At 64.6% G+C, this 23,159-nt stretch carries 19 protein-coding genes and 1 pseudogene; 13 read left to right on the top strand and 7 right to left on the bottom strand.

Annotated elements, in window-relative coordinates; translation table 11 throughout:
- Window positions 1–42 precede the first annotated feature (42 nt).
- Entirely contained in the window at window positions 43–969 is a 927-nt protein-coding gene (locus G6N08_RS08475) for an alpha/beta hydrolase-fold protein (protein WP_163756065.1), read from the top strand.
- A 204-nt stretch (window positions 970–1,173) separates the two neighbouring features.
- Window positions 1,174–2,385: an acyl-CoA dehydrogenase family protein gene (locus tag G6N08_RS08470; RefSeq protein WP_163756861.1), complete on the top strand. Its 1,212-nt coding sequence runs from the start codon at window positions 1,174–1,176 to the stop codon at window positions 2,383–2,385.
- Window positions 2,386–2,424: 39 nt separating this feature from the next.
- On the opposite strand, the gene oxc is transcribed toward G6N08_RS08470, so the two are convergent.
- Window positions 2,425–4,131: an oxalyl-CoA decarboxylase gene (gene oxc, locus G6N08_RS08465; protein ID WP_163756064.1), complete on the bottom strand. Its 1,707-nt coding sequence runs from the start codon at window positions 4,129–4,131 to the stop codon at window positions 2,425–2,427.
- A 14-nt stretch (window positions 4,132–4,145) separates the two neighbouring features.
- Window positions 4,146–5,216 (bottom strand): IS110 family RNA-guided transposase, encoded by a 1,071-nt coding sequence (locus tag G6N08_RS08460; protein WP_218033352.1) that lies wholly within the window; start codon window positions 5,214–5,216, stop codon window positions 4,146–4,148.
- A gap of 366 nt (window positions 5,217–5,582) precedes the next feature.
- Here G6N08_RS08460 and G6N08_RS08455 point away from each other — a divergent pair, with 366 nt between their 5' ends.
- Together G6N08_RS08455 and G6N08_RS08450 are read left to right on the top strand one after the other, a co-directional pair.
- Entirely contained in the window at window positions 5,583–7,103 is a 1,521-nt protein-coding gene (locus G6N08_RS08455; protein WP_163756859.1) for a FadD7 family fatty acid--CoA ligase, read from the top strand.
- A gap of 18 nt (window positions 7,104–7,121) precedes the next feature.
- On the top strand, window positions 7,122–8,705 hold the full coding sequence (locus G6N08_RS08450) for a gamma-glutamyltransferase family protein (RefSeq protein ID WP_163756060.1): 1,584 nt from the start codon (window positions 7,122–7,124) through the stop codon (window positions 8,703–8,705).
- Between the two features lie 72 nt (window positions 8,706–8,777).
- Here G6N08_RS08450 and purD read toward each other — a convergent pair whose 3' ends face one another.
- From purD to G6N08_RS08425, 5 genes are all read right to left on the bottom strand, one after another.
- Window positions 8,778–10,046, bottom strand: a complete 1,269-nt coding sequence (gene purD / locus G6N08_RS08445; RefSeq protein WP_163756058.1) for a phosphoribosylamine--glycine ligase — start codon at window positions 10,044–10,046, stop codon at window positions 8,778–8,780.
- Window positions 10,047–10,057: 11 nt separating this feature from the next.
- Window positions 10,058–10,489, bottom strand: coding sequence for a carboxymuconolactone decarboxylase family protein (locus G6N08_RS08440; protein ID WP_163756055.1), 432 nt, complete (start codon window positions 10,487–10,489; stop codon window positions 10,058–10,060).
- A 19-nt stretch (window positions 10,490–10,508) separates the two neighbouring features.
- On the bottom strand, window positions 10,509–11,378 hold the full coding sequence (locus tag G6N08_RS08435) for an NAD(P)-dependent oxidoreductase (protein ID WP_163756053.1): 870 nt from the start codon (window positions 11,376–11,378) through the stop codon (window positions 10,509–10,511).
- Window positions 11,375–12,124, bottom strand: coding sequence for an SDR family oxidoreductase (locus G6N08_RS08430; protein WP_163756052.1), 750 nt, complete (start codon window positions 12,122–12,124; stop codon window positions 11,375–11,377). Before G6N08_RS08430 ends, G6N08_RS08435 begins: the two co-directional genes overlap by 4 nt.
- A 73-nt stretch (window positions 12,125–12,197) precedes the next feature.
- Complete coding sequence (locus tag G6N08_RS08425; RefSeq protein ID WP_163756050.1) at window positions 12,198–13,667, bottom strand: aldehyde dehydrogenase; 1,470 nt, start codon at window positions 13,665–13,667, stop codon at window positions 12,198–12,200.
- Between the two features lie 197 nt (window positions 13,668–13,864).
- Between G6N08_RS08425 and G6N08_RS08420 the strand changes: the two genes are divergently transcribed.
- The 9 genes and pseudogenes from G6N08_RS08420 (at window position 13,865) to G6N08_RS08380 (ending at window position 23,155) form a co-directional block, all read left to right on the top strand.
- Window positions 13,865–14,518: a TetR family transcriptional regulator gene (locus G6N08_RS08420; RefSeq protein ID WP_163756048.1), complete on the top strand. Its 654-nt coding sequence runs from the start codon at window positions 13,865–13,867 to the stop codon at window positions 14,516–14,518.
- A complete protein-coding gene (locus tag G6N08_RS08415) occupies window positions 14,515–15,738 on the top strand; it encodes a cytochrome P450 (protein WP_163756045.1) in 1,224 nt (407 codons plus the stop codon). The genes G6N08_RS08420 and G6N08_RS08415 overlap by 4 nt, the downstream gene beginning before the upstream one ends.
- Window positions 15,739–16,542, top strand: a pseudogene (locus G6N08_RS08410) (SDR family oxidoreductase); the annotation flags it as partial. It abuts the gene before it with no gap.
- Window positions 16,543–16,622: 80 nt separating this feature from the next.
- Window positions 16,623–17,978, top strand: coding sequence for a lanosterol 14-alpha demethylase (cyp51, locus tag G6N08_RS08405; RefSeq protein WP_163756040.1), 1,356 nt, complete (start codon window positions 16,623–16,625; stop codon window positions 17,976–17,978).
- Between the two features lie 2 nt (window positions 17,979–17,980).
- On the top strand, window positions 17,981–18,187 hold the full coding sequence (fdx, locus tag G6N08_RS08400; RefSeq protein WP_163756038.1) for a ferredoxin Fdx: 207 nt from the start codon (window positions 17,981–17,983) through the stop codon (window positions 18,185–18,187).
- Window positions 18,188–18,189: 2 nt separating this feature from the next.
- A complete protein-coding gene (locus G6N08_RS08395; RefSeq protein WP_163756037.1) occupies window positions 18,190–18,747 on the top strand; it encodes a nuclear transport factor 2-like protein in 558 nt (185 codons plus the stop codon).
- A 99-nt stretch (window positions 18,748–18,846) separates the two neighbouring features.
- Window positions 18,847–19,974, top strand: coding sequence for an NDMA-dependent alcohol dehydrogenase (locus tag G6N08_RS08390; protein WP_163756035.1), 1,128 nt, complete (start codon window positions 18,847–18,849; stop codon window positions 19,972–19,974).
- A gap of 59 nt (window positions 19,975–20,033) precedes the next feature.
- Window positions 20,034–21,104 (top strand): NAD(P)H-dependent amine dehydrogenase family protein, encoded by a 1,071-nt coding sequence (locus G6N08_RS08385; protein WP_174813286.1) that lies wholly within the window; start codon window positions 20,034–20,036, stop codon window positions 21,102–21,104.
- Window positions 21,101–23,155 (top strand): FAD-dependent oxidoreductase, encoded by a 2,055-nt coding sequence (locus G6N08_RS08380; RefSeq protein ID WP_163756031.1) that lies wholly within the window; start codon window positions 21,101–21,103, stop codon window positions 23,153–23,155. The genes G6N08_RS08385 and G6N08_RS08380 overlap by 4 nt, the downstream gene beginning before the upstream one ends.
- Window positions 23,156–23,159 lie beyond the last annotated feature (4 nt).

Below are 23,159 nucleotides of genomic sequence, written 5' to 3'. Positions count from 1 at the left end.
CAGGTTGGCACCACATTGCCCTTTCGGGCAAACGCCTCTGGCATGATAGCCCGCATGCCCGACGTCACCCGGCGTGCACTGCTGCGCCTTGGTGCCAGTGTGGCCGCAGGTGCAGTAGGCGCGGACGCGCTCGAGAAACTCTTGTGTCCTCGTCGTTCGCGGGCCGTTTCGGTCTCGATGACCGGCAGTGGCGCCGCGTGGGCGCCAGGTCAGCAACCCCGGGCACCGGTGCAGCCGCCACGCGCGCCGGCGGCTGCACCGACAATGTCCACAGGGTCGTTCGTGTCGGCAGCGCGCGGGGGGAAGATGACGAACTGGGCGATCGCCCGCCCGCCTGGCCAGACCCAAGCCCTGCGGCCGCTCATCGCCCTCCACGGCAAAGGCTCTGATGCGGCCACGGTGATGGCCGGCGGCGTCGAACAGGGTTTGGCGCAAGCTGTTACCGCCGGGTTGCCACCCTTCGCAGTCGTCGCTGTCGATGGTGGCGGAAGTTACTGGCACAAAAGGTCGTCTGGCGAGGATTCCGGGGCCATGGTGCTCAACGAGCTCATCCCGATGCTTGACGATCAGGGCCTGGACACTTCGCGGGTGGCGTTTCTGGGCTGGTCGATGGGCGGCTACGGCGCATTGCTGCTGGGCGGGAGGCTGGGGCCGGCGCGTACCGCAGCAATCTGCGCGGTCAGCCCGGCACTGTGGCTGGCGCCCGGCGCCGCCGCGCCGGGCGCCTTCGACGGCCCCGACGACTGGGCAGCGAATTCGGTCTTCGGGCTGCCAACTCTGGCGTCAATCCCTATCCGGGTGGACTGCGGCACTAGCGATCCGTTCTACGACGCCACCCGGCAGTTCACCGCTCAGCTACCCCATCCGCCCTCGGGTGGTTTCTCACCGGGCGGACACGATCCGTCGTTCTGGAGTGCGCAACTACCCGCGGAGTTGAGCTGGATCGCGCCGCTGCTGGTCGCTGCCTGACGGTCGCGTCGCCCTGACGCGAGACCGAAACGCCGCTTTGCTGCTATGGTGTACCACCGTTCACCAGACGTGGACGGCTATCTGACTTGGATGGTGTGCGGTGAACCCGACCGCGACGAGCCGTTAAACCTGCTCGGCGTCACGCGTCCCAACCTCTGGCCCGACAACATGGTGCCACCCACCACAGTCGAAAGGATCATAGCGATGTCGTTCTCGCTCGAACTCTCCGACGACGTCATACACGTGCGCGACTGGGTCCATGAGTTCGCCGCCGACGTGATCCGACCGGCAGCCGCAGAGTGGGATGAGCGTGAGGAGACCCCGTGGCCGATTATCCAGGAAGCGGCCAAGGTCGGGCTTTACTCGATCGACTTGTTCTCAACCCAAGCCGCCGAGCCGACCGGCCTGGGCATGCTGACGGTCTTCGAGGAGATGTTCTGGGGTGATGCTGGAATCGCCCTGTCGATTCTGGGCACCGGACTGGCCGCAGCGGCGCTGGCCGCGAACGGCACACGCGAGCAGCTCGGCGAGTGGCTGCCGCAGATGTTCGGCACCGTCGATGATCCCAAGCTGGGCTCATTTTGTTCGTCGGAGCCGGACGCGGGCTCGGATGTCGGCGCAATCGCGACCCGGGCGCGCTATGACGAGGCGAGTGACGAGTGGATTCTTAACGGCACGAAAACCTGGGCCACCAACGGCGGTATCGCCAACGTGCACATCGTCGTGGCGTCGGTGTATCCGGATCTGGGATCGCGGGGACAGGCCATGTTCATCATCCCGCCGGATACGCAGGGGTTTCAGCAGGGACAGAAATTTCACAAGCACGGTATCCGGGCTTCGCACACCGCCGAGGTGGTTTTGGAGGATGTCCGGATTCCCGGAAGGTTGATCGTCGGGGGGAAGGACAAGTTCGACGAACGGATCGCACGCGCCAGGGAGGGGAAAAGCACCAGTAGCCACGAAGCATTGGCAACATTCGAGCGGACCCGACCTACTGTGGGCGCAATGGCGTTGGGGGTTGCGCGCGCCGCCTACGAGTATGCCTTGGACTACGCGCAACAACGTGAGCAGTTCGGCCGCAAAATCGGGGATTTCCAGGCGATCGGGTTCAAACTGGCGGACATGAAAGCCCGGATTGACGCGTCGCGGCTACTGGTGTGGCGCGCCGGGTGGATGGCTCGCCATAACAAACCTTTCCTGGCCGCCGAGGGATCGATGGCTAAGCTGGTCGCCAGCGAGACCGCCGTCTACGTCACCGACGAAGCGCTGCAAATCCTTGGTGGTAATGGCTACACGCGTGACTACCCGGTTGAGCGTATGCGCCGAGATGCCAAGATCTTCACGATCTTTGAAGGTACCAGCGAAATTCAACGGCTGGTTATCAGCAGGGCGATCACCGGTTTGCCGTTGCGATAACCTCAGCGCCTGCCCGCGATAACTCTGCTCCCGCAGAAATTAGCCGCCGGCAGCCGCGCTTTTCGGGTTCAGCGCCGTCAGATGTCCGCTTTCCACGCCGGCGGCGGGATCGAGTACACAATCGATAATCGCCGGCGTCCCCGATGCTAACGCGTCGACGAGAGCAGACTCCAATTGAACGGGAGTGATGACATGATACCCCTTGCCGCCAAACGCCTCTGCGATCTTTTCGTGATGCGCATGCGCGCTCAGTACGGTGGGTGCCGGATCCGTTCCGCTGGCCGCGACCTCGTCGCCGCGGTAGACGCCGCCGTTGTTGAGGACGACAACGGTAATCGGGAGCCGATAGCGACATATCGTTTCGAATTCCATCCCGCTGAAGCCGAACGCGCTGTCACCTTCAATCGCAATCACCGGCTGTCCGGTCTCGATCGCCGCCGCGATGGCGTAGCCCATGCCGATACCCATGACACCCCAGGTTCCGCTGTCTAGGCGATGCCGCGGCATCTGCATATCGATGACGTTGCGGGCGATATCTAGGGCGTTAGCGCCCTCGTTGACCACATAGACCTCGGGGTGCTGCGCCAGCACCTCGCGAATCACCCGCAGCGCGCTGTAAAACCGCATCGGATGCGCATCCTCCGCGAGGCGTTCACGCATTGCGGTATCGTTGCGAGCTTTGCGCTCGGCGAGTTCATCAGTCCACGCCGTCGGCACGGCGAGCGGCTGGGTGATGATGCGGTCCAGGAGCACCGACAGCACCGAGCCGATATCGCCGGCCAGCGGCGCGGCGATCGGCCGGTTGCTGTCGAATTCGCACGTTTGAACGTCCACCTGGACGAATTTCACGTCGGCAGACCACGGTGGTGATTCACCATTGCCTAACAGCCAGTTCAATCGCGCGCCGATCAACATGACCACGTCCGCGCGGCTCAGCGCCAGCGACCGGGCAGCCGCAACCGACTGCGGGTGTGTGTCCGGCACGAGGCCCTTCGCCATCGACATCGGCAAGAAGGGGATTCGGGTAGTCTCCACGAAACGCCGGATCACGGTGTCCGCCTGGGCATAGGCGGCGCCTTTGCCGAGCACAATCAGCGGCCGGCGCGCGGTGGCCAGTAAGTCCAGCGCCCGCTCAACCGCCTCGGGTGCGGGGAGCTGCCGGGGAGCAGGGTCGACGACCCGCCACAGGGTGCTGGCCGCGGCGGTCGCGTCGAGGGCCTGAGCGAGCACGGCACCGGGGATATCGAGGTACACCCCACCCGGCCGGCCCGACACCGCGGCGCGGATGGCGCGCGCGACGCCGAGTCCGATGTCTTCCGCACGGGAGATTCGGTACGCTGCTTTTGCGAACGGCCGCGCCGCACTCAGTTGGTCGAGTTCCTCATAGGCGCCGCGCTGGAGATCCACGAGTGCGCGCTCGCTGGATCCTGAGATCTGGATCATCGGAAAACAGTTCGTTGTTGCGTTCGCCAGCGCGACCAGCCCGTTGAGGAAACCCGGGGCCGACACTGTCAAACAGATGCCGGGCTTTCGGGTGAGAAACCCGGCGGCGGCCGCGGCGTTCCCGGCTGAGGTTTCGTGACGAAATCCGATGAAGCGGATACCCGATGCCTGTGCGACTCGGGCAAGGTCGGTGATGGGAATACCGACCAGACCGTAGATGGTGTCGATCCCGTTGAGCTTCAGGGCGTCCACTACCAGATGGAAACCGTCGGTCAGTCCCTCAGGGGCGGATTGGATGTTCATGGGTTTCTCCTATGTCAAGCCGCTGCCGGTTGGCAAGGCTGTTGACGGTTCTGTTCGTCGGTCTGGAGGTGGCCGAAGACGACGCGGGCCAAGCGGCGTTTGAGGCAGCGCAGGGCTTCGGTGGTGGAATCGCTGTCGGCTAGCCGCTTCCGGTAGTAAACCTGCCCAAGGCCGTTGAGACGGATCTGGGTTACGGCGATGCGATGCAGGGCGGCGTTGAGTTGGCGGTTGCCCGAGCGGGTCATGCGCACGCGACCGGCAGTGTTTCCCGACCACACCGGGACAGGCGCCACCCCGGCATGGCGCGCGAAGGCGGCCGCGCTTTTGAACCGGGTCACCCCGGCGGTTTCTCCGACGAGTTTGGCCGCGGTCAGCTCCCCGCAGCCTGGAAGAGCAAGCAGCACCGGGGCGACGTGGCGAACTCGCTGTCCGATGCGCTTGGTCAAGGCGTTGATGGTCTCGGTGAGTCGGATGATGTCGGCTAGCTCGTCGCGCGCCAACTCAGCGACCAGGCCAGGCACCGTGGCAAGCCAATCGCCGAGAATCCGGCGGTGCTTGGCCAGATCCAGCGAACGGGCTTTGGGCGCGTGGTCGGGGTCGAGCTCGTGCACCCGCCACAACAGCCGGTTGATGGTGGCAGTGCGTTGCGCCACAAGGACTTCCCGGCGATCCACCAACAACTTCAACTCCCGCGACACCTCATCATGGGAGGCGACCGGCAGATCGGGTTCACGCAGAAAACCGCGCGCGACTGCTAAGGCGTCGATTGGATCAGACTTGCCCCGGGTGCGTGCGCTAGCCCGCGTTTGGGCCATCAACTTCGGCGGCACCCGCACCACCGACTGACCAAAGCCCATCAGATCACGCTCTAACCGGGCCGACAGATGCCGGCAATCCTCGATCGCCCACACCACCTCTGGCCCGAAGCTTTCTCGGGCCCACATCACCGCCTCGGCATGACCTGCAGTAGTGGCCTTGACAACCTTCTCGGCCAGCTTGCGCCCGGCCTCATCGACCGCGACGAACGTGTGCGTGCGCTTGTGTACATCGGCTCCAACAACAACCATGGTGGTTGCCTCCTTCACTGTGAGGTGACGGTTGGGCCGGTCGGCGGACACATCTCAGTCGGGGCGGATGCCACGCTCCTATCAAGTCACGCCGGCCGGTCCTTCACACCTGATGCCGACAAAACCCATGCACGCCAGCCCGAAGGCGGCAGACACTCTACGAGCCAGACACCAGGTGATCAGGATCCAACCACCGCAACATGCGGCATCTCACCCTGACACTGACTTAACTCTTGTCGGTTTGGCATCGGAGTCCAACCGCGATCCTGCCAACCAGCGCCAATACGTCAGTGGTTGGACAGCTCATGAGGTGTGCGGGCATCGTACAGGTGAGGGCGCTGCCCTCGCGTGCCCGCGTGCGTCTGGAGAAGGAGTGTGATCGAGGTGACCGCCGCCGCCCCGCAAATCGCCGCTCTGGTCGAGGCCGCCGCGAGACGCCACCCGGAAACACCGGCACTCATCGTCACCGCCAACCGCGTCCCGGTCACCTATCGCGACCTGATCACGCTGGTCGACGAGCTGGCCGGGCAGCTGGCCCGGCGCGGCCTGCAGCCGGGTGACCGGGTCGCGCTGCGCGCACCCAATAGCGCTGCTTTCGTCCTCGGGTTCTTGGCGGCATCCCGGGCAGGGCTTGTCGCGGTTCCCCTGGACCCCGCACTGCCACTCGCCGAGCAGAACGCCAGGATCGCGGCGGCCGGCGCGCGAGTGGCCTTGATCGACCAGTCCGGCGAAACCGGCGAAACCGCATTCCCATGCTGGCCGGTCTCGGTTCCGGTGAGCCGCGGCGGTCTCCGCATCGACCTCGACGCCGCCGCCCCGCCTTACCCGGTCAGCGCGGCGCCCGACGGGCTGCGGTCCGACGACGCTGTGATCATGTTCACCGGAGGCACGACGGGTTCACCGAAGATGGTGCCGTGGACCTGCGACAACATCGCGTCCGCGGTACGTGGAGTGATCGACACCTATCGGTTAGGCCCGCAGGATGCGACGGTCGCGGTGATGCCGCTGTTTCACGGTCATGGGCTGGTCGCGGCACTGCTGTCCACCCTGGCTTCCGGAGGGACTGTGCTGTTACCCGCCGGGGGACGGTTTTCCGCACACACTTTTTGGGACGATATCCGTGCCGCACACGCGACCTGGTTCACGGCAGTGCCGACGATTCACCAGATTCTCCTGAAACGTGCCGCGGCCGAGCACTCCGGCGGGCTGCGGTTCATTCGCAGCTGCAGCGCGGCGCTCAGCACCCAAACGGCGCAGGCACTGCGGACCGAATTCGGTGCACCGGTGATGAGCGCCTATGGCATGACCGAGGCCACCCACCAGGTGGCGAGCACAACCGACGACCAGATCCCGGCGGCGGGTTTCGTTGGTTGCTCCACCGGAGCACAGATCCGGATCGTCGGGGATGACGGCCGACCCTGCCCGCCCGATGCGGTGGGCGAGATCTGGCTGCGCGGCCGCACGGTGGCGCGTGGCTACCTGGGAGATCCCGACGCAACGGCGCGGACATTCACGGACGGGTGGCTGCACACCGGCGACCTGGGATCACTGTCCGCGGGGGGAGAGCTGACACTGCGCGGGCGTATCAAGGAGCTCATCAACCGGGCCGGGGAGAAGGTCTCGCCCGAACGGGTCGAGGTGGTTCTGACTAGTCACCCAAATGTGGTGGAGGCAGCGGTGTTCGGCGTCCCGGACCCGATCTACGGGGAGACGGTCGCCGCAGTCGTGGTCGCTGGAGCCTCGGATCACCCGGACACCACCGAACTCGCCTCGTTCTGCCGGGAGCGGCTGGCTGCTTTCGAGGTCCCTGCCACCATCCAGGTGACGGACGAGTTGCCCCACACCGCAAAAGGTTCCGTCGATCGCCGTGCGGCCGCCGAAAAATTCGGGGCCAGTCGAGCCTGAACGCCAAGGAGTCCGGCGGTGACTGTGCCTTTCTCTTGGGAGTTGCCCTATGCGTGGCCGCGGAAACCGGTTCTGGCGCAAAACGTTGTGTGCACCTCGCAGCCGCTTGCCGCACAAGCGGGCCTTCGGATGCTCAGTGAGGGCGGCAGCGCGGTCGACGCGGCTCTCGCCGCCGCTATCACACTCACCGTGGTCGAACCGGTGTCCAACGGCATCGGCTCGGACGCCTTCGCCATCGTCTGGGATGGTCAGCGACTGCATGGGCTGAACGCGTCAGGCCGCTCTCCGGCCGCGTGGACGCCGGAGTACTTCGGCGGGCGGGCAGTGCCCACCCTGGGCTGGGATTCAGTCACCGTGCCCGGTGCGGTGTCGGCATGGGTGGAACTACACGCGAAGTTCGGAAAGCTACCGTTCACCCGTGTTTTCGAGCCCGCAATCACCTACGCCCGCAACGGATTTCTGGTCTCACCGACAGTGGCGGCGCAGTGGGCGGCGCAGGCACCGATATGTGAATCCCAGCCCGGGTTCGCCGAGGTGTTCCTGCCGCGCGGACGGCCACCCAAACCCGGTGAACTGGTCAGGTTCCCCGACCATGCGGCTACGCTCGAGACCATCGCCATGACCAACGGCGAGGCGTTCTATCGCGGTGAACTCGCGGCAGAACTCGAGGCGCACGCCGCCGCCCACGGCGCCGCCCTTCGCGCCAGTGACCTCGCCACGCATCGCCCCGACTGGGTCGGTACGGTCAGCGCAGCCTACCGCGGCTACACCGTCCACGAGATTCCGCCCAACGGCCAGGGCATCGTCGCGTTGATAGCGCTAGGCATTCTTGAGCACTTCGACATCGGCTCGTTCCCCGTCGATTCTGCTGACAGTCTGCATCTGCAGATCGAAGCGCTGAAGCTCGCCTTCGCCGACGCGCACACCTACGTCGCCGATATCGGTCATATGCCGCTGGCACCACAGCAACTGCTCGACAGCGAGTATCTGCGGCACCGGGCGACGCTCATCGACCTCAACCGGGCCACGCCGGCATCTGCCGGACAGCCGGGCGGGGGCACCGTGTATCTCGCCGCCGCCGACGCCGCCGGGATGATGGTGTCGATGATCCAGTCGAACTACATGGGATTCGGCTCGGGCGTCGTGGTGCCCGGGACCGGCATCGCCCTGCAGAACCGTGGCTCGAGTTTCGCCGTGACGCGCGGGCATCCGAACCAAGTCGGGCCGAACAAGCGTCCTTACCACACGATCATCCCCGGTTTCCTGACCCGGGACGGCGCGCCGGTAATGAGCTTCGGCGTGATGGGCGGCACGATGCAGCCCCAGGGCCATGTGCAGATGGTGGTGCGCATCGCCGACTACGGCCAGAACCCGCAGACGGCTTGCGACGGGCCCAGGTTCCGGTGGCTGCAGGGTATGCAGCTCTGCTGTGAGCCCGGTTTACCGCAGTCAACGCTGGACGAGCTGCACCGCCGCGGCCACCAGCTGGTGGTTGTGGATGACTACAACGACTTCGGTAGCTGCCAGGCGATCTGGCGGCTCGACGATGGGTATTTCGCCGCCAGTGACCCGCGCCGGGACGGCCAAGCCGCCGGCTGCTAGCCCGCCGCACCCAGGCCGCACTGAGGGTCCCGAGCCCCCGGGAATTCCGCGGCGTGCGCGAGCCGGCTGGGCTTAGATGTGAATTTTGCCTTCAGCGGCCAGTAGGGCGATGTCAGTGCGAAAGTGCCCGCCGGGCAAACGAATCGACTCGAGAATGCGGTAAGCCGCCGAGCGGGCGGCACATAGGTCGGTACCGGTGCCCACCACCGACAGCACGCGCCCGCCGGAGGACACGACTGTCCCGTCTCCGCGCCGCGTCGTGCCGGCATGCAGCACTCCATCGGCGTCCGACCCGATGATGACGTCGCCAAGCCGGGGATGGTTAGGGTAGTTTTCCGCAGCCAGCACCACGGTCACGGCCGCGCCGTCGCGCCAGCGCAGTGCGCCAAAAGCAGCCAGCTCACCGGTGGCCGCGGCATAAAGCAGCTGCCCCAGTGGTGAGTCCAGCAGCGCCAGGATCGATTGCGTCTCGGGATCACCAAAACGGCAATTGAATTCGACCACAGCCGGACCATTTTTGGTGATCGCCAGCCCCGCGTAGAGCAGGCCCTGGAACGGACAGTCGCGCCGGGTAAGCTCGGCCGCCACAGGTTCCACGATTTCAGTGACAATCTGAGCGCAGATGCCTTCCGGCAGCCACGGCAAAGGCGCGTAAGCGCCCATTCCACCGGTGTTAGGCCCCGTGTCCCCGTCACCGACCCGCTTGAAATCCTGCGCCGCCAGCAGTGGCACCACCGTCATGCCGTCGACCACACAGAACAGCGATACCTCGGGCCCGTCCAGATAGGACTCCAGCAGCACCGGATGCCCAGATTCGAGCAGTCTGGCCGCGTGGGCACGCGCGATAGCACGATCCGGGGTCACTACTACACCCTTACCGGCGGCCAGCCGGTCATCTTTAACCACCCAGGCAGGTTCGCCGACGGCCAGCCCAAACCGGTCCAGCGCCCTATCCAAATATGCTGGATTATCGACGATTTCGCTTGCAGCGGTGCTAACACCGGCCGCTGCCATGATTTCTTTGGCGAATGCTTTGGAACCTTCGATCCGGGCCGCCTCTTTAGTGGGCCCGAAACAGACGATGCCATCAGCGCGTACAGCATCGGCCACGCCGAGTACCAAAGGTACCTCAGGGCCGATGACCACCATATCGGCCTTCACGCGGCGGGCCAGCGCCGCAACCTCATCACCGGAGGTGATGTCGACCTGGTGCTGATCGGCGATCAGAGCGGTGCCGGCGTTACCGGGAGCGATAACAAGTCCGTCGACCTGCGGGTCTTTGCGGAGCGCCAACAGCAGCGCATGTTCGCGGGCACCGGACCCGATCACCAGGACACGCACGAGACATCAGGTTAGCCCGATTGGCCGGACTCCTTGGCGAGGACCTCGGCGACATTGGACTTCTTGTCGGCCGGCACGCCGTTCTCGGCCGCCTTCTTGCGTTTGGCCGCGACTCGCTCGATGGCGCTGTTGAGCCTCGACCCCAGCGGGAAGCCGACGTAATGGGTGATGAACACCGCGAGTTCGCGCAGCTCATCGAGACTCAATTCCTCGTTGTGCAGGACGGCGTTGACCTGAACCTCGAGCAGGTCTTCCTGACCCTGGGCCGTCAGGACCGCGATTACCGCCATCCGGCGGTCACGCATCGACAGTCCGGGCCGGGTCCAGATGCGGCCGAAAAGATGCTCGACGGTCAAGGCGAAGTACTCGCCCGGCATGTCGGGCATGTCCCAGGCGTAGACCTCGTTCATCTTTTCCAAGCCTTTGCGGCGCAATTCGTCCATCGCGTTTCTCCTCTCCGGTCTACGGGGACTCCGTCGCGGTGTGGGGTACCCCCAGACCGTCCGCCAACCGCTCGAGTGCCACTTGGGCCAGCGGCAATTGCACCGACAACGCCTCGCCCAACCCCAACGCCAGGCTCAGATCTTTCTCCCCCAGCCCGCGAGTATGCAGGAAAGGCTGGTAGAGGAAGTGTTCTGGCTCAAGGGGTTTCATGGTGTCACGCAACATGATTGCTCCCGCGCCCCCGGTCAGCGCGTCGGTGTGCCGCACCACCTTGGCGAGGTCGTGAAGGTTCAGGCCGCTTGCCTCGGCGAGCATCGACGCTTCACACGCAGCCGCATACGAGATAAAAGTGATCATGTTGCGTGCCAGCTTCATTCGTGTCCCCGCGCCCGGCGGACCGGCGTGGATCACCAGCGACGCCCAGCGGGAGAACGGCTCCTGGATCCGGGTGAAAACCTCGTTGCTGGCTCCGACCATGGTTGCCAGCTCCCCTTTGGTGGCCGCTGCCGCGCCGCCACTGACCGGGGCGTCGATGACGTGGATTCCCTCGGGTTCCAGCTGCCTCGCCAATGCGACCGCGGTGCTATCGCTGATTGTCGAGTGGACGGCGATGATGGTGCCCGGTGTGGCGTGGTGCGCCAGCCCGTTCTCACCGGCGATCACCTCGCGCACCTGCGCGTCGTCGAGCACAGTCACGCTGATGATGTCGGCGTCGGCAACATCGGCGACGGTGGTCGCCGCGGTGGCGCCGGCGTCGGCGAAAGGTGCCATGGCGTCGGATCGCACGTCGAAGACCGTCAAGCCGCCCGGCCAGTCGAGCAGGCGGCGGGCCATCGGTGCACCCATGTTGCCCAGTCCGATGTAGCCCAGCTTCACCTGTTCACTCATGAGCGGATGATCTGTCCGCCGTCGACATTGAAGATCTGGCCGGTGATCCACGATGCCGAATCACTTAACAGGAACAGACACAATCCCACCAGATCCTCTGGTGTGCCCATGCGCGACAACGGGATCTGCTTGACCATGTCCTTGACGATCTCGCCCGGGGTGACGGTCCTGGTGGCTTCGGTGTCGATCGGGCCGGGCGCGATAGCGTTGATCCTGATATTCATCCCGCCGAGTTCACGGGACAGCTGTTGGGTCAGCCCATTGATACCGACTTTGGCCAGGCCGTAGTAGTTGGAGTACAGCCACGCTGCCGTCGACGACTGGTTGACGATCGCACCACCGCCCCGCCGGGCCATCTGCCGGTACACCGCTCGCGTGCACACCAGTGCCCCATCGAGGTTGACGCTCATGAACTTCTTGTAGTAGTCGAACGGCACCGTCAGCAGTAGGTCGAGTTTCATCGCGCCGTAGATCGCGGCGTTGTTGACCAGGTAGTCGACGCCGCCGAACTCGGCAACGGTGCGATCGACCATCGCCGTGGCCGAATCCGGGTCGGACACGTCGACCGGGGTATGGATCGCCGTGCCACCGTCGGCGACGATCTGCTTAGCGGCCCCCTCGGCGGCGTCGGCGTTGATGTCGGCGACCACGACCGACGCGCCTTCACGAGCGAGCGCCTGTGCGTAGACCAACCCGATGCCCTGGGCCGCACCGGTGACAATGGCCACTTTGTTTGCGAATCGCATGCTTTCCTCTCTGCTCAGTGGCCGGTTAGGGCGCCCCTGTTCGCGCCCGCGACGCAATTCCGACTCCGCGCGATCATTGGACTCCTGTCGCAATCAGTTTCGTCTCCAGGTACTCTTCGAATCCGGCCAGACCCATCTCGCGGCCGATACCGGACTGCTTGTAGCCGCCGAACGGTGCGTCCGCCGAGTACCACACTCCGCCGTTGACGGCGACAGTGCCCACCCGCAATCGCGCCGCCACGCTGGCGGCGCGGTCGGGGTCGGAGCTCATCACGGTGCCGGAAAGCCCGTAGGGCGAGTCGTTGGCGATGCGCACCGCGTCGTCGTCGCCATCATGCGCGATCACAGTCAGCACCGGGCCGAAAATCTCCTCCCGGGCAACCCGAGCCTCGTTGGTCAGGCCGGCGATCACAGTGGGCTCGATGAAAAAGCCGACCGCCTTGTCCGCGGGCCGGCCACCGCCACAGGCGAACGTTCCGCCCTCGGCGACGGCGAGATCGAGGTAGCCCTGTACCCGGTCGCGTTGACGCGCCGAGATCAGCGGCCCGCACACCGTGCCGGGGTCGGACGGATCGCCGGGCTTGATCGACGACATGGTCGCCGCGGCCGTAGCAACAGCCTCGTCGTAGCGGGCCCGCGGCACCAGCAGCCGAGTGGTGATCGCACACCCCTGACCGGCATGCATACATACCGAGAACGCCGACACCGAGCACGCACTAGCCAGGTCAGCGTCGTCAAGCACGACGAACGCGGACTTGCCACCCAGTTCCAGGAACACTTTCTTGATGGTGGCGGCGGCGTCGGTCATCACGCTGCGGCCGGTGGCCGTCGAACCGGTAAACGAAACCATGTCCACCCGTGGATCTTTGGCCAACAGCGACCCCAGGCTGTGGTCGCTGGAGGTGACAATGTTGACGACACCGGGTGGAAAATCAGTGTGCCCGGCGATGAGCTCGCCGAGCGCCGCCGCGCACCACGGGGTGTCAGGCGCGGGTTTCAACACGACGGTGTTACCCGCAGCCAGCGCCGGACCAAGCTTGGCGAGGTTGATCTGATGCGGGAAATTCCACGGGGTGATCGCTCCGACCACACCGACGGCCTCGCGCGCAATGGTGCGCCGGGTGGGAATGCCCATCGGGGCAGCCTGGCCGAGATCCTGATTCCACTGGTAGGACTCGGCCGTGTCCGCGGAGAACCCCAGGTCCTCGATGGGTCCTTCGAGCTGGGCAGTCGCCGTCAGCATCCGCGGTGCGCCCACCTCGGCGATGGTGATCTCGCGGAGCTCCTCGACGTGCTCGCGCAGCGCCGCACGCAACTGGCGTACACAGCGCACCCGCAACGCCGTGTTACGCGACCAGTCGGTCTCGTCGAAGGCACGCCGAGCGGCTTCGATCGCCCGGCCCATGTCTTCGGCGTCGGCATCTGCAGCCGTCCCGAGCACGTCCTCAGTGGCCGGATTAAGAGTCGGGAACGTGCCCGAGCTGCCGGGCACCAGTTTGCCGTCGATCAGCAGTGCACTTGTGCCATCGGCCAGTAACGCCATTTCCCGCTCCCGCCTCTACCCTGCGCGATAGAGTAGACACTTGTCCGAATTCATTCTGTCGAACCATAGCTCTCCGACCATCGGCGGTGCAAGAGCCGACCTTCGTGGCTATCCCCAGGAGCAGAGAATCGCCTGTTCACTAGGATTTTCATCGGCAGCACTTGATTCGCTCCACGCGCATCCGATAATCTGGACATGTGTCCAGCGAAGCTGCGGTTGTGATCACATCTGAGGCCGGTGACAAGTCTGGCGACATTCCTCGCAACCGCCGGCAGGAAGAGACCTTCCGCAAAGTGCTGACAGCGGGTTTGCAGACTCTGCGGGAGACGTCCTATACCGACTTGACCGTGCGTGCGGTTGCCGCCCGCGCCAAAGTGGCCCCGGCGACCGCATACACCTATTTCTCGTCGAAGAACCACCTCATTGCCGAGATCTACCTGGATTTGGTCCGGCAAGTCCCGTACTTCACCGATGTGAACGATCCCATGCCGGCCCGGGTGGACAAGGCGCTGCGGCACCTGGCGCTGGTGGTCGCCGACGAGCCCGAGGTGGCCGCCGCGTGCACAACGGCACTCCTTGGCGGCGGCGCTGATCCTGCGGTGCGCAGCGTCCGCGACCGGATCGGTGCGGAGATCCATCGGCGCATCACCTCGGCGATTGGACCCGATGCCGACCCGCGCACGGTGTTCGCCCTGGAGATGGCCTTTTTCGGTGCTCTGGTCCAGGCCGGCAGCGGCGCTTTCACCTATCACCAGATCGCCGACCGGCTGGCCTACGTGGTGGGACTGATCCTGCCCGACGGCCCCGAGCGCCCCCGAGAAACAAGGCACCCGGCCGGAGCAGACCAATGAACATCCACGTGGGTGACCGCCCTGACGAACTCGTGCTTGACCCCTACGACTACCAGTTCCACGAGGATCCGTACCCGTACTACCGGCGGCTGCGGGACGAGGCTCCGCTGTACCGTAACGATGAGCTCAACTTCTGGGCACTGTCACGGCATCAGGACGTGCTACAGGGCTTTCGCAACAGCACTGCGCTGTCCAACGCCTATGGCGTTTCGCTGGATCCCGTTTCCCGTAATCCTGATGCCCACAAGGTGATGTCGTTTCTGGCCATGGATGACCCCGGCCATTTGCGCCTGCGCACCCTGGTCTCCAAAGGCTTCACACCACGGCGGATTCGTGAACTCGAACCGCGGGTGCGCGAGCTGGCCCGTGCCCACCTGGACGACGCGCTGCAGGCGGACGGATCGGGAAGCTTCGACTTCATCGCCGAATTCGCCGGCAAGCTGCCGATGGATGTGATCTCCGAACTCATGGGCGTCCCGCAAGCCGACCGGCCCCGCATCCGCGCGCTGGCAGATGGTGTGCTGCATCGCGACGACGGGGTCGCCGATGTACCCGAGTCGGCGGTCCAGGCGTCGGCCGAGCTCATGGTCTACTACTTCGACCTGATCAACGAGTTCCGCCAAAACCCCGCCGACAACTTGACCTCGGCACTACTGCAGGCCGAACTCGATGGCGACCGGCTCAGCGACCAGGAGGTGGTGGCGTTTCTTTTCCTCATGGTCGTCGCCGGCAACGAGACCACCACCAAACTGCTGGGCAATGCCGTCTTTTGGGCTGCGCGCAACCCCGATCAGCTGGCCACGGTGTTCGCCGATCACTCCCGGATCCCGCTGTGGGTGGAGGAAACCCTGCGTTACGACACCTCCAGCCAGATTCTGGCCCGCACCGTCGCCCAGGATCTCACGATTTATGACACCACTGTCCCCAAAGGCGATGTGTTGTTGCTGCTGCCGGGCTCGGCCAACCGCGATGACCGAGTGTTCGACAACCCTGACGAGTACCGTGTCGGGCGCGAGATCGGTTCGAAACTAGTAAGTTTCGGCAGCGGCGCACATTTCTGCTTGGGGGCGCACCTGGCTCGGATGGAGGCCAGGGTCGCGCTGGAAGAATTCTTGGATCGGATCCGTGACTATCAGGTGGACGAGCCCAACGCCGTGCGTGTCCACTCCAGCAATGTGCGTGGGTTCGCGTGCCTGCCGATCACCGTGGAGCTTGCGTAAATGCCGCGCTTCGAACCTCATCCGGCCCGCCGTCCCACCATCGTCGCAGGTGCGTCGTCAGGCATTGGCGCGGCGACGGCCATTGAACTCGCCGGCCGGGGCTTCCCCGTCGCACTGGGTGCCCGGCGCATCGACAAGCTCAACGAACTGGTTGCCGAGATCCGCGCGGGCGGGGGCGAGGCGGTGGCGTTCCCGCTCGACGTCACTGATGCGGACTCCGTGAAATCCTTTGTGGCACAGTCCATTGATGCGCTCGGTGAGATCGAGGTGCTGGTGTCGGGAGCTGGTGACATGTTGCCTGGGCGGCTGCACGAAATCAGCACCGAGGCCTTCACCGAACAGATTCACATCCATTTGGTCGGCGCCAACCGGCTGGCCACCGCAGTGCTGCCGGACATGGTGGCGCGGCGCCGCGGTGACGTCATCTTCGTCGGCTCCGATGTCGCGCTGCGCCAACGACCGCACATGGGAGCCTACGGCGCCGCCAAAGCAGGCCTGATCGCCATGGTCACCAATTTGCAGATGGAGCTAGAGGGCACCGGCGTCCGCGCGTCGATCGTGCATCCCGGGCCGACACTGACCGGTATGGGCTGGCAGCTTTCCGCCGAACAGGTGGGTCCGATGCTCGAAGACTGGGCGAAGTGGGGTCAGGCCCGCCACAACTACTTTCTGCGTCCCAGTGACATCGCGCGGGCTATCGCGTTCGTTGCTGAAACGCCGCGGGGCTCGTTCGTGGTCAACATGGAGATCCAGCCGGAGGCGCCGCTGACGGACGCGCCGCCGGAGCGCCACGAACTGAAGCTGGATGCGTCGGCGACGTGGGGTCAAACGGCCGGCGGCGAAGCTGAGCGATCAGGCCGGCGTGGAGAGGGGATGCCGAAGATATGAGTGTTGTTGCCGTACCACGGGTCTCGGGTGGCAGCGAGGAACACGGCCATCTTGAGGAGTTTCGCACCGATCCGATCGGGTTGATGAAACGAGTCCGCCAGGAGTGCGGTGATGTCGGGGTCTTTCAATTAGCGGGTAAAGACGTTGTCATGCTCTCGGGAGCGGAAGCCAATGAGTTCTTCTTCCGGGCCGCCGACGATGAGCTCGACCAGGCCGAGGCCTACCCATTCATGACACCGATCTTCGGTAAAGGCGTCGTGTTTGACGCCAGCCCGGAGCGGCGCAAAGAGATGCTGCACAACTCCGCGCTGCGCGGCGAGCAGATGAAAGGCCACGCGACCACCATCGAGCGCGAGGTCCGCCGGATGATCGCGGGCTGGGGGGAAAGCGGTGAGATCGATCTGCTGGACTTCTTCGCCGAGTTGACCATTTACACATCGACAGCCTGCCTGATCGGCACCAAGTTCCGCGAGCAGCTTGATTCGCGGTTCGCTCACCTCTATCACGAACTGGAGCGCGGCACTGACCCCTTGTGCTACGTCGACCCCTACCTGCCGATCGAGAGCTTCCGCCGACGCGACGAAGCCCGCAAAGCATTGGTGGTGCTGGTCCAGGACATTATGACCAGCCGCATGGCCAACCCACCGGCGGACAAAAGCGACCGCGACATGCTCGACGTCTTGATCACCGTTAAAAACGATGACGGCAGCCCCCGGTTTTCCGCCGACGAGATTACCGGGACGTTCATCTCGATGATGTTCGCCGGGCATCACACCAGCTCCGGCACCGCATCCTGGACGCTGATCGAGTTGATGCGGCACCCTGATGTCTACGCCGGGGTAATCGCAGAACTCGATGAGCTCTATGCCGACGGTCAGCCGGTGAGTTTCCATGCCCTGCGCCAGATCCCACGGCTGGACAATGTGCTCAAAGAAACACTGCGGCTGCATCCGCCGCTGATCATCCTGATGCGGGTGGCCAAGGGCGAATTTGTGGTCAAAGGGTATCCGATCCACTCCGGTGACCTGGTGGCGGTCTCACCGGCAGTTTCCAACCGGATCCCGGAAGACTTCCCCGATCCTGACGAGTTTGTGCCGGAGCGCTACGAGGAGCCGCGTCAGGAGGATCTGCTCAATCGCTGGACCTGGATCCCGTTCGGCGCCGGCCGGCATCGCTGCGTGGGGGCCGCGTTCGCGACCATGCAGATCAAAGCGATCTTTTCGGTGTTGCTGCGGGAATACGAGTTCGAGATGGCACAGCCTTCGGAGACCTACCGCAACGACCACTCGAAGATGGTGGTGCAGCTCGTCCAGCCGGCCCGGGTGCGCTACCGCCGTCGGAGAAGGAGCTGACTGTGGGGTACAGAGTGAAAGCGGATCTGGATCTGTGCCAGGGACACGCAATGTGCGAATTGGAAGCGCCCGATTACTTTCGGGTGCCCAAACGCGGTCAGGTCGAGATTCTCGACGACGAGCCCCCTGACGAGGCTCGCAAACAGATCGAACAGGCCGTGTGGGCCTGTCCCACCCAGGCGCTGTCCATCCAGGAGACAGGAGACTAGCCGTGGCAGGATTCCCCCGCGAAGAACTCGAAGACGTCGTCGGGCGCTGGCTGGAGGCCAACCGCGAAGCGGAGCGGCGCGGGGACTGGCGCATTCTCGCCGATTTCTATACCGACGACGCGACCTACGGCTGGAACATCGGGCCCAAAGAAGACGTCATGTGCATCGGCATCGACGAGATCCGCGATATTGCACTCGGTCAAGAGATGGAAGGCCTGCAGGGCTGGCGCTACCCCTACCAGAAAGTGATCATCGACGACAGGCAAGGCGAAGTAGTCGGCTTCTGGAAACAGGTTGCCCCCCCACCAGCAGGGGCTGCCGAGGGTGCGGGACGAGAGGTGTATGGGATCGGTGGCAGCTGGTTTCGGTACGCGGGTGGCGGCAAATGGAGCTGGCAACGCGATTTTTTCGACTTCGGTCACGTGTCGGCGCTCTACGCGGATTTGATCAAAGCGGGTGAACTGTCGGCGGGCATGCACAAGCGCATCGAACGAAGCATCGCCGGCGAGAAGGTGCCCGGCTACTATCCGCTGGGCAAGGCCCCGGTGCCGTTGTGGTAGCGCAGCGCCTCCCCGGCCGACCTCGCCACCCGGGCATACTCACTGAGACCCACATCACTACGCTGTCGGTACAAAACCTCCGATGAAAGCAGGTTCACGGTGAAGACAAAGGGCGCGCTGATCTGGGAGTTCAACCAGCCGTGGTCGGTCGAGGAAATTGAGATCGGTGACCCGCGCGAGCACGAGGTCAAAATCCAGATGGAGGCGGCCGGGATGTGCCATTCCGACCACCATCTGGTAACCGGCGGGATCCCGATGGCCGGCTTCCCGGTGCTGGGCGGGCATGAGGGCGCGGGCATCGTCACCGAGGTGGGTCCCGGTGTCGAGGACCTCGCCGAGGGCGACCACGTGGTGTTGTCGTTCATCCCGTCCTGCGGCAAATGCCAGTCCTGCCAGGCCGGGTTGCGTAACCTGTGCGATCTAGGCGCAGGGCTGCTCAACGGCGCAGCGGTGAGCGACGGGACGTTCCGCATTCAGGCCCGCGGCCAAAACGTGTACCCGATGACACTGTTGGGCACGTTCTCCCCGTACATGGTGGTGCATGAAAGCTCTGTGGTGAAAATCGACCCCTCGGTGCCCTTTGAAGTCGCCTGCCTGGTCGGCTGCGGTGTCACCACCGGCTATGGGTCGGCGACCCACACGGCGGACATCCGGCCTGGAGACGATGTCGCCATCGTCGGCGTCGGCGGGGTCGGCATGGCAGCGCTGCAGGGGGCGGTTAACGCCGGTGCCCGCTACATCTTCGTCGTCGAGCCGGTGGAATGGAAACGCGACCAGGCTCTGAAATTCGGTGCCACTCACGTGTATCCGGATATCGAAGCCGCGCTGATGGGCATTGCGGAAGTCACCCACGGTCTGATGGCCAAGAAGGTGATCATCACCGTCGGTGAACTTAAAGGTGCCGATATCGACAGCTATGTGAACATCACCGCCAAGGGCGGTACGTGTGTGCTGACCGCCATCGGCAGCCTGTTGGATACCCAGGTGACGCTAAACCTCGCGATGCTGACCCTGATGCAGAAGAACCTGCAAGGCACCATCTTCGGTGGCGGTAACCCGCAGTACGACATTCCGCAGTTGTTGTCGATGTACCAGGCGGGCAAACTTAACCTCGACGACATGATCACCCGGCAGTACAAGCTGGAGCAGATCAACGATGGTTACCAAGATATGTTGGACGGCAAGAACATTCGCGGCATTATCCGTTACACTGACGCTGACAGGTAGGCGCTGTGGCCGCGCCGCTGCGAGTGTTTCAGGTGGCGTCCGGGAACGTCGGCACCGAAATGATCAAGCGGATAGCTCGCCATCCAGAACTGGAACTTGTCGGACTGCATTGCTATTCGCCTGAGAAAATCGGCCAGGACGCCGGGCGGATCGCAGGGATCGGGCCCATCGGCGTCATCGCCACCGGGTCGGTCGACCAGATCATCGCCGCCCGTCCCCACTGCGTGACCTTCCACGGGGTGTGGCCGGATGTCGCACTCTACCGGCGGGTGCTCGAGGCGGGTATCAATATCGTCACCACCGCGGACTGGGTCACCGGGCATCACCGCGACAACAATCACCGGTTCCCCGACGACCGCACCGAATCCGAGATCCTGCAAGCCGCGTGCTTGCGCGGGAATTCAACTTTTTACGGGACTGGAATGAATCCGGGTCTGGCGCAGATCCTCACAATCGTGCACAGCGCCGACGTCGCCGATATCCAAAACGTCACCTGCATCGAATCGGTGGATGTCTCCTGTCACCACTCCGCACCGACGTGGAAGAACTGCGGATTTGGCCGGTCCGTTGACGACCCCGAGACCCCGCGCCTGCTGGAGCTGGGAACGCGGGTGTTCGAAGACGGGGTGCGGATGATGGCCGACTGCCTCGGGATCGCCTTAGACGAGGTCCGATTCTCCTACCAGCTGGGTGCGTGCACCAAAGACGTGGATCTGGGATGGTACCGTTTGCCGGCCGGCTCGCTGGGCGGTGCAGCGTTTCAATATGTCGGCATGGTTGGCGGGCTACCGCGCGTGGAGTTACATCTGGAATGGCAGATGACACCACACACGATGCCGCACTGGGATATTCAGGGCTGCTACATTACCAAGATCCAGGGTGATCCGTGCATCTACAGCAAACATCAGATCTTGCCCAAGGCAGGCAGCGACTTCTCGAGCCCGGAAGCGTTCGCATCCGTCGGCATGACCGTCACCGGCATGCCTGCGCTTAACGCGATCCGGGCGGTCGTGGATGCACCGCCCGGCATCATTACCAGCGCGGACCTGCCGCTGCGGGCATTCGCGGGCCGCTTTGCTCTGCCCGCTGACAGCGCCCCGGTTTCTCAGCGCCTGCGATCGTCGCGGTGAACACATTTCCTCATCTCCTGCGGCCGGGACGGATCGGCACCATGTCGGTGCGCAACCGGCTGGTGATGTCTCCGATGGAGACCATGTACGGGACATCCGACGGTCTGCCGTCGCCGCGCACCTGCGACTACTTCGCCGCGCGCGCTCGGGGAGGAGTGGGGCTGATCACGTTAGGCGCCACCGGGATCGACCCTAAACATCCGGAAACTCCCGGCGGCCTGCAGCTGGGGACCGACACCGCCGTGAAGGCGCACCGCGCGCTAGTGCAGGCGGTGCACGAACACGGTGCCAAAATCCAGCCGCAAATCGTGCACGCCGGCCCCGATAGCCTCGGACCCGAGATACATGGCGTCACGGCACTGGGACCATCGGTGATTCCGTCATATCTGACCGGCCGCCCGTCGGCCGAGATCACCAAACAGCAACTTGTCGACGTGCTCGACTTGTTCAAGGCGGCATCGCGACGCGCCGCCGAGGCCGGATATGACGGCATCGAGCTGCACGCCGCCCACGGCTACATGCTGTTGGGTTCTTTCCTTGCCCCGCAGCGTAATAGGAGGACTGACGACTATCGCGGCGATGCGGTGGCGGGGCGTTTTCGGGTGGTGCTGGAGGCACTGGCCGCGATCCGCTCGGAAATCGGCGACGCGCTGCCGATCACGCTGCGCGTCTCCGGGTATGAGCGCGTAGCCGGCGGACGGCCGATTTATGAAACCGCGCAGATGGCGCCACAACTCGTGGCCGCCGGGGTGGACGCTTTTCATGTCAGTGGAGGAGTCATCGATCGGCTGGTCACGCAGATGGTCAACGGCGCCGACGACGGCGATGAGCTCAACGTCGGTGCTGCAGCCGCGGTCAAAGAAGTGGTCGACGTCCCGGTGATTGCTGTGGGCCGCATCCACGACCCACTGCGGGCGGAGAAAATCCTGGCCGACGGGCGGGCTGATTTCATCGCGATGGGACGTCCGCTGCTCGCCGACGCCGACCTGCTCCGCAAAGTGGCGTCCGGACAGGTGCACCGGGTGCGCAAATGCATCTCCTGCGAAAACTGCATTGACGCCATGGAACAGCGGTTTTCGGTTGACTGCGCGGTCAATCCCCGCACCGGCAAGGAACGTGAACTGGCGGTAAGGCGGGCCTCGCAGACCAAGCGGGTGGCGGTGATCGGCGGTGGACCTGCGGGCCTGGAAGCTGCCCGGGTCGCCGCCGAACGCGGGCACCGGGTGACGCTGTTCGAGCGCACCGGCCAGCTGGGCGGCTCACTGCGCTGGGCGTCAATCCTGCATCCGGAGAACGAGCCGTTTTTGCAGTATCTTCTTCAAGAAATCGACTTGAGTACTGTCAAAGTGCATCTGGGCCATGCTGTTTCAGTCGGCGAGATCGTCGAGTTCGCGCCGGAGGCGGTGGTTGTTGCGACCGGTGGCCGGGTTGTCCTGCCGACAATCCCCGGTGATGATCTCCCGCACGTATGCAGCGGACCGGCGCTGCGGGAACTGCTCGGCGGCCATGCCGGACCGACGGATCCGGCCTGGGCGCGGCTCAGTGCCCGGCTGCTGGGCGGGTGGCGCCAGCGTCTGGTGCGCCCCGGGGCGGTGCGCGCCGCGACCCGAGCCTGGATGCCGTTCGGTCGGCGGGTCGCCATCATCGGCGCTGACCTGGTTGCTCTTGAATTGGCCGAGTTTCTCGCCAGCCGTGGACGTCTCGTCTCGGTACTTGAGCCCGGCGCGACGATAGCCGCTGAAGTCGGCGATAAGCGCAGAACCGAGCACATGAATCGTCTCGACAGGCTGGGCGTCACCGTGCACGTCCAGGCACCCGTCGAACGGATCACACCCCGAAGCGTCGTTTTCACACCTGCGGCAGGCGCGACCCGCGAACTGTCCGCCGATAGCGTCGTGGTGGCCGGAAGACTGGAACCCGACACCACGTTGTTCGACGCCCTGGTGGCCGGCATGCCCGGCGCCGATGTGCGTGCCGCCGGTGATTGCACCGGCCTTGGTCTCATCCGCAAGGCCACCGAGGATGGCGCACGTGTCGCTTGTGCCATCTGACGGG

This window comes from Mycobacterium botniense, from assembly GCF_010723305.1.
Classification (GTDB): domain Bacteria; phylum Actinomycetota; class Actinomycetes; order Mycobacteriales; family Mycobacteriaceae; genus Mycobacterium; species Mycobacterium botniense.
Note: the sequence above shows the minus strand (reverse complement) of the source record. Positions and strands in the feature narration are given on the sequence as shown.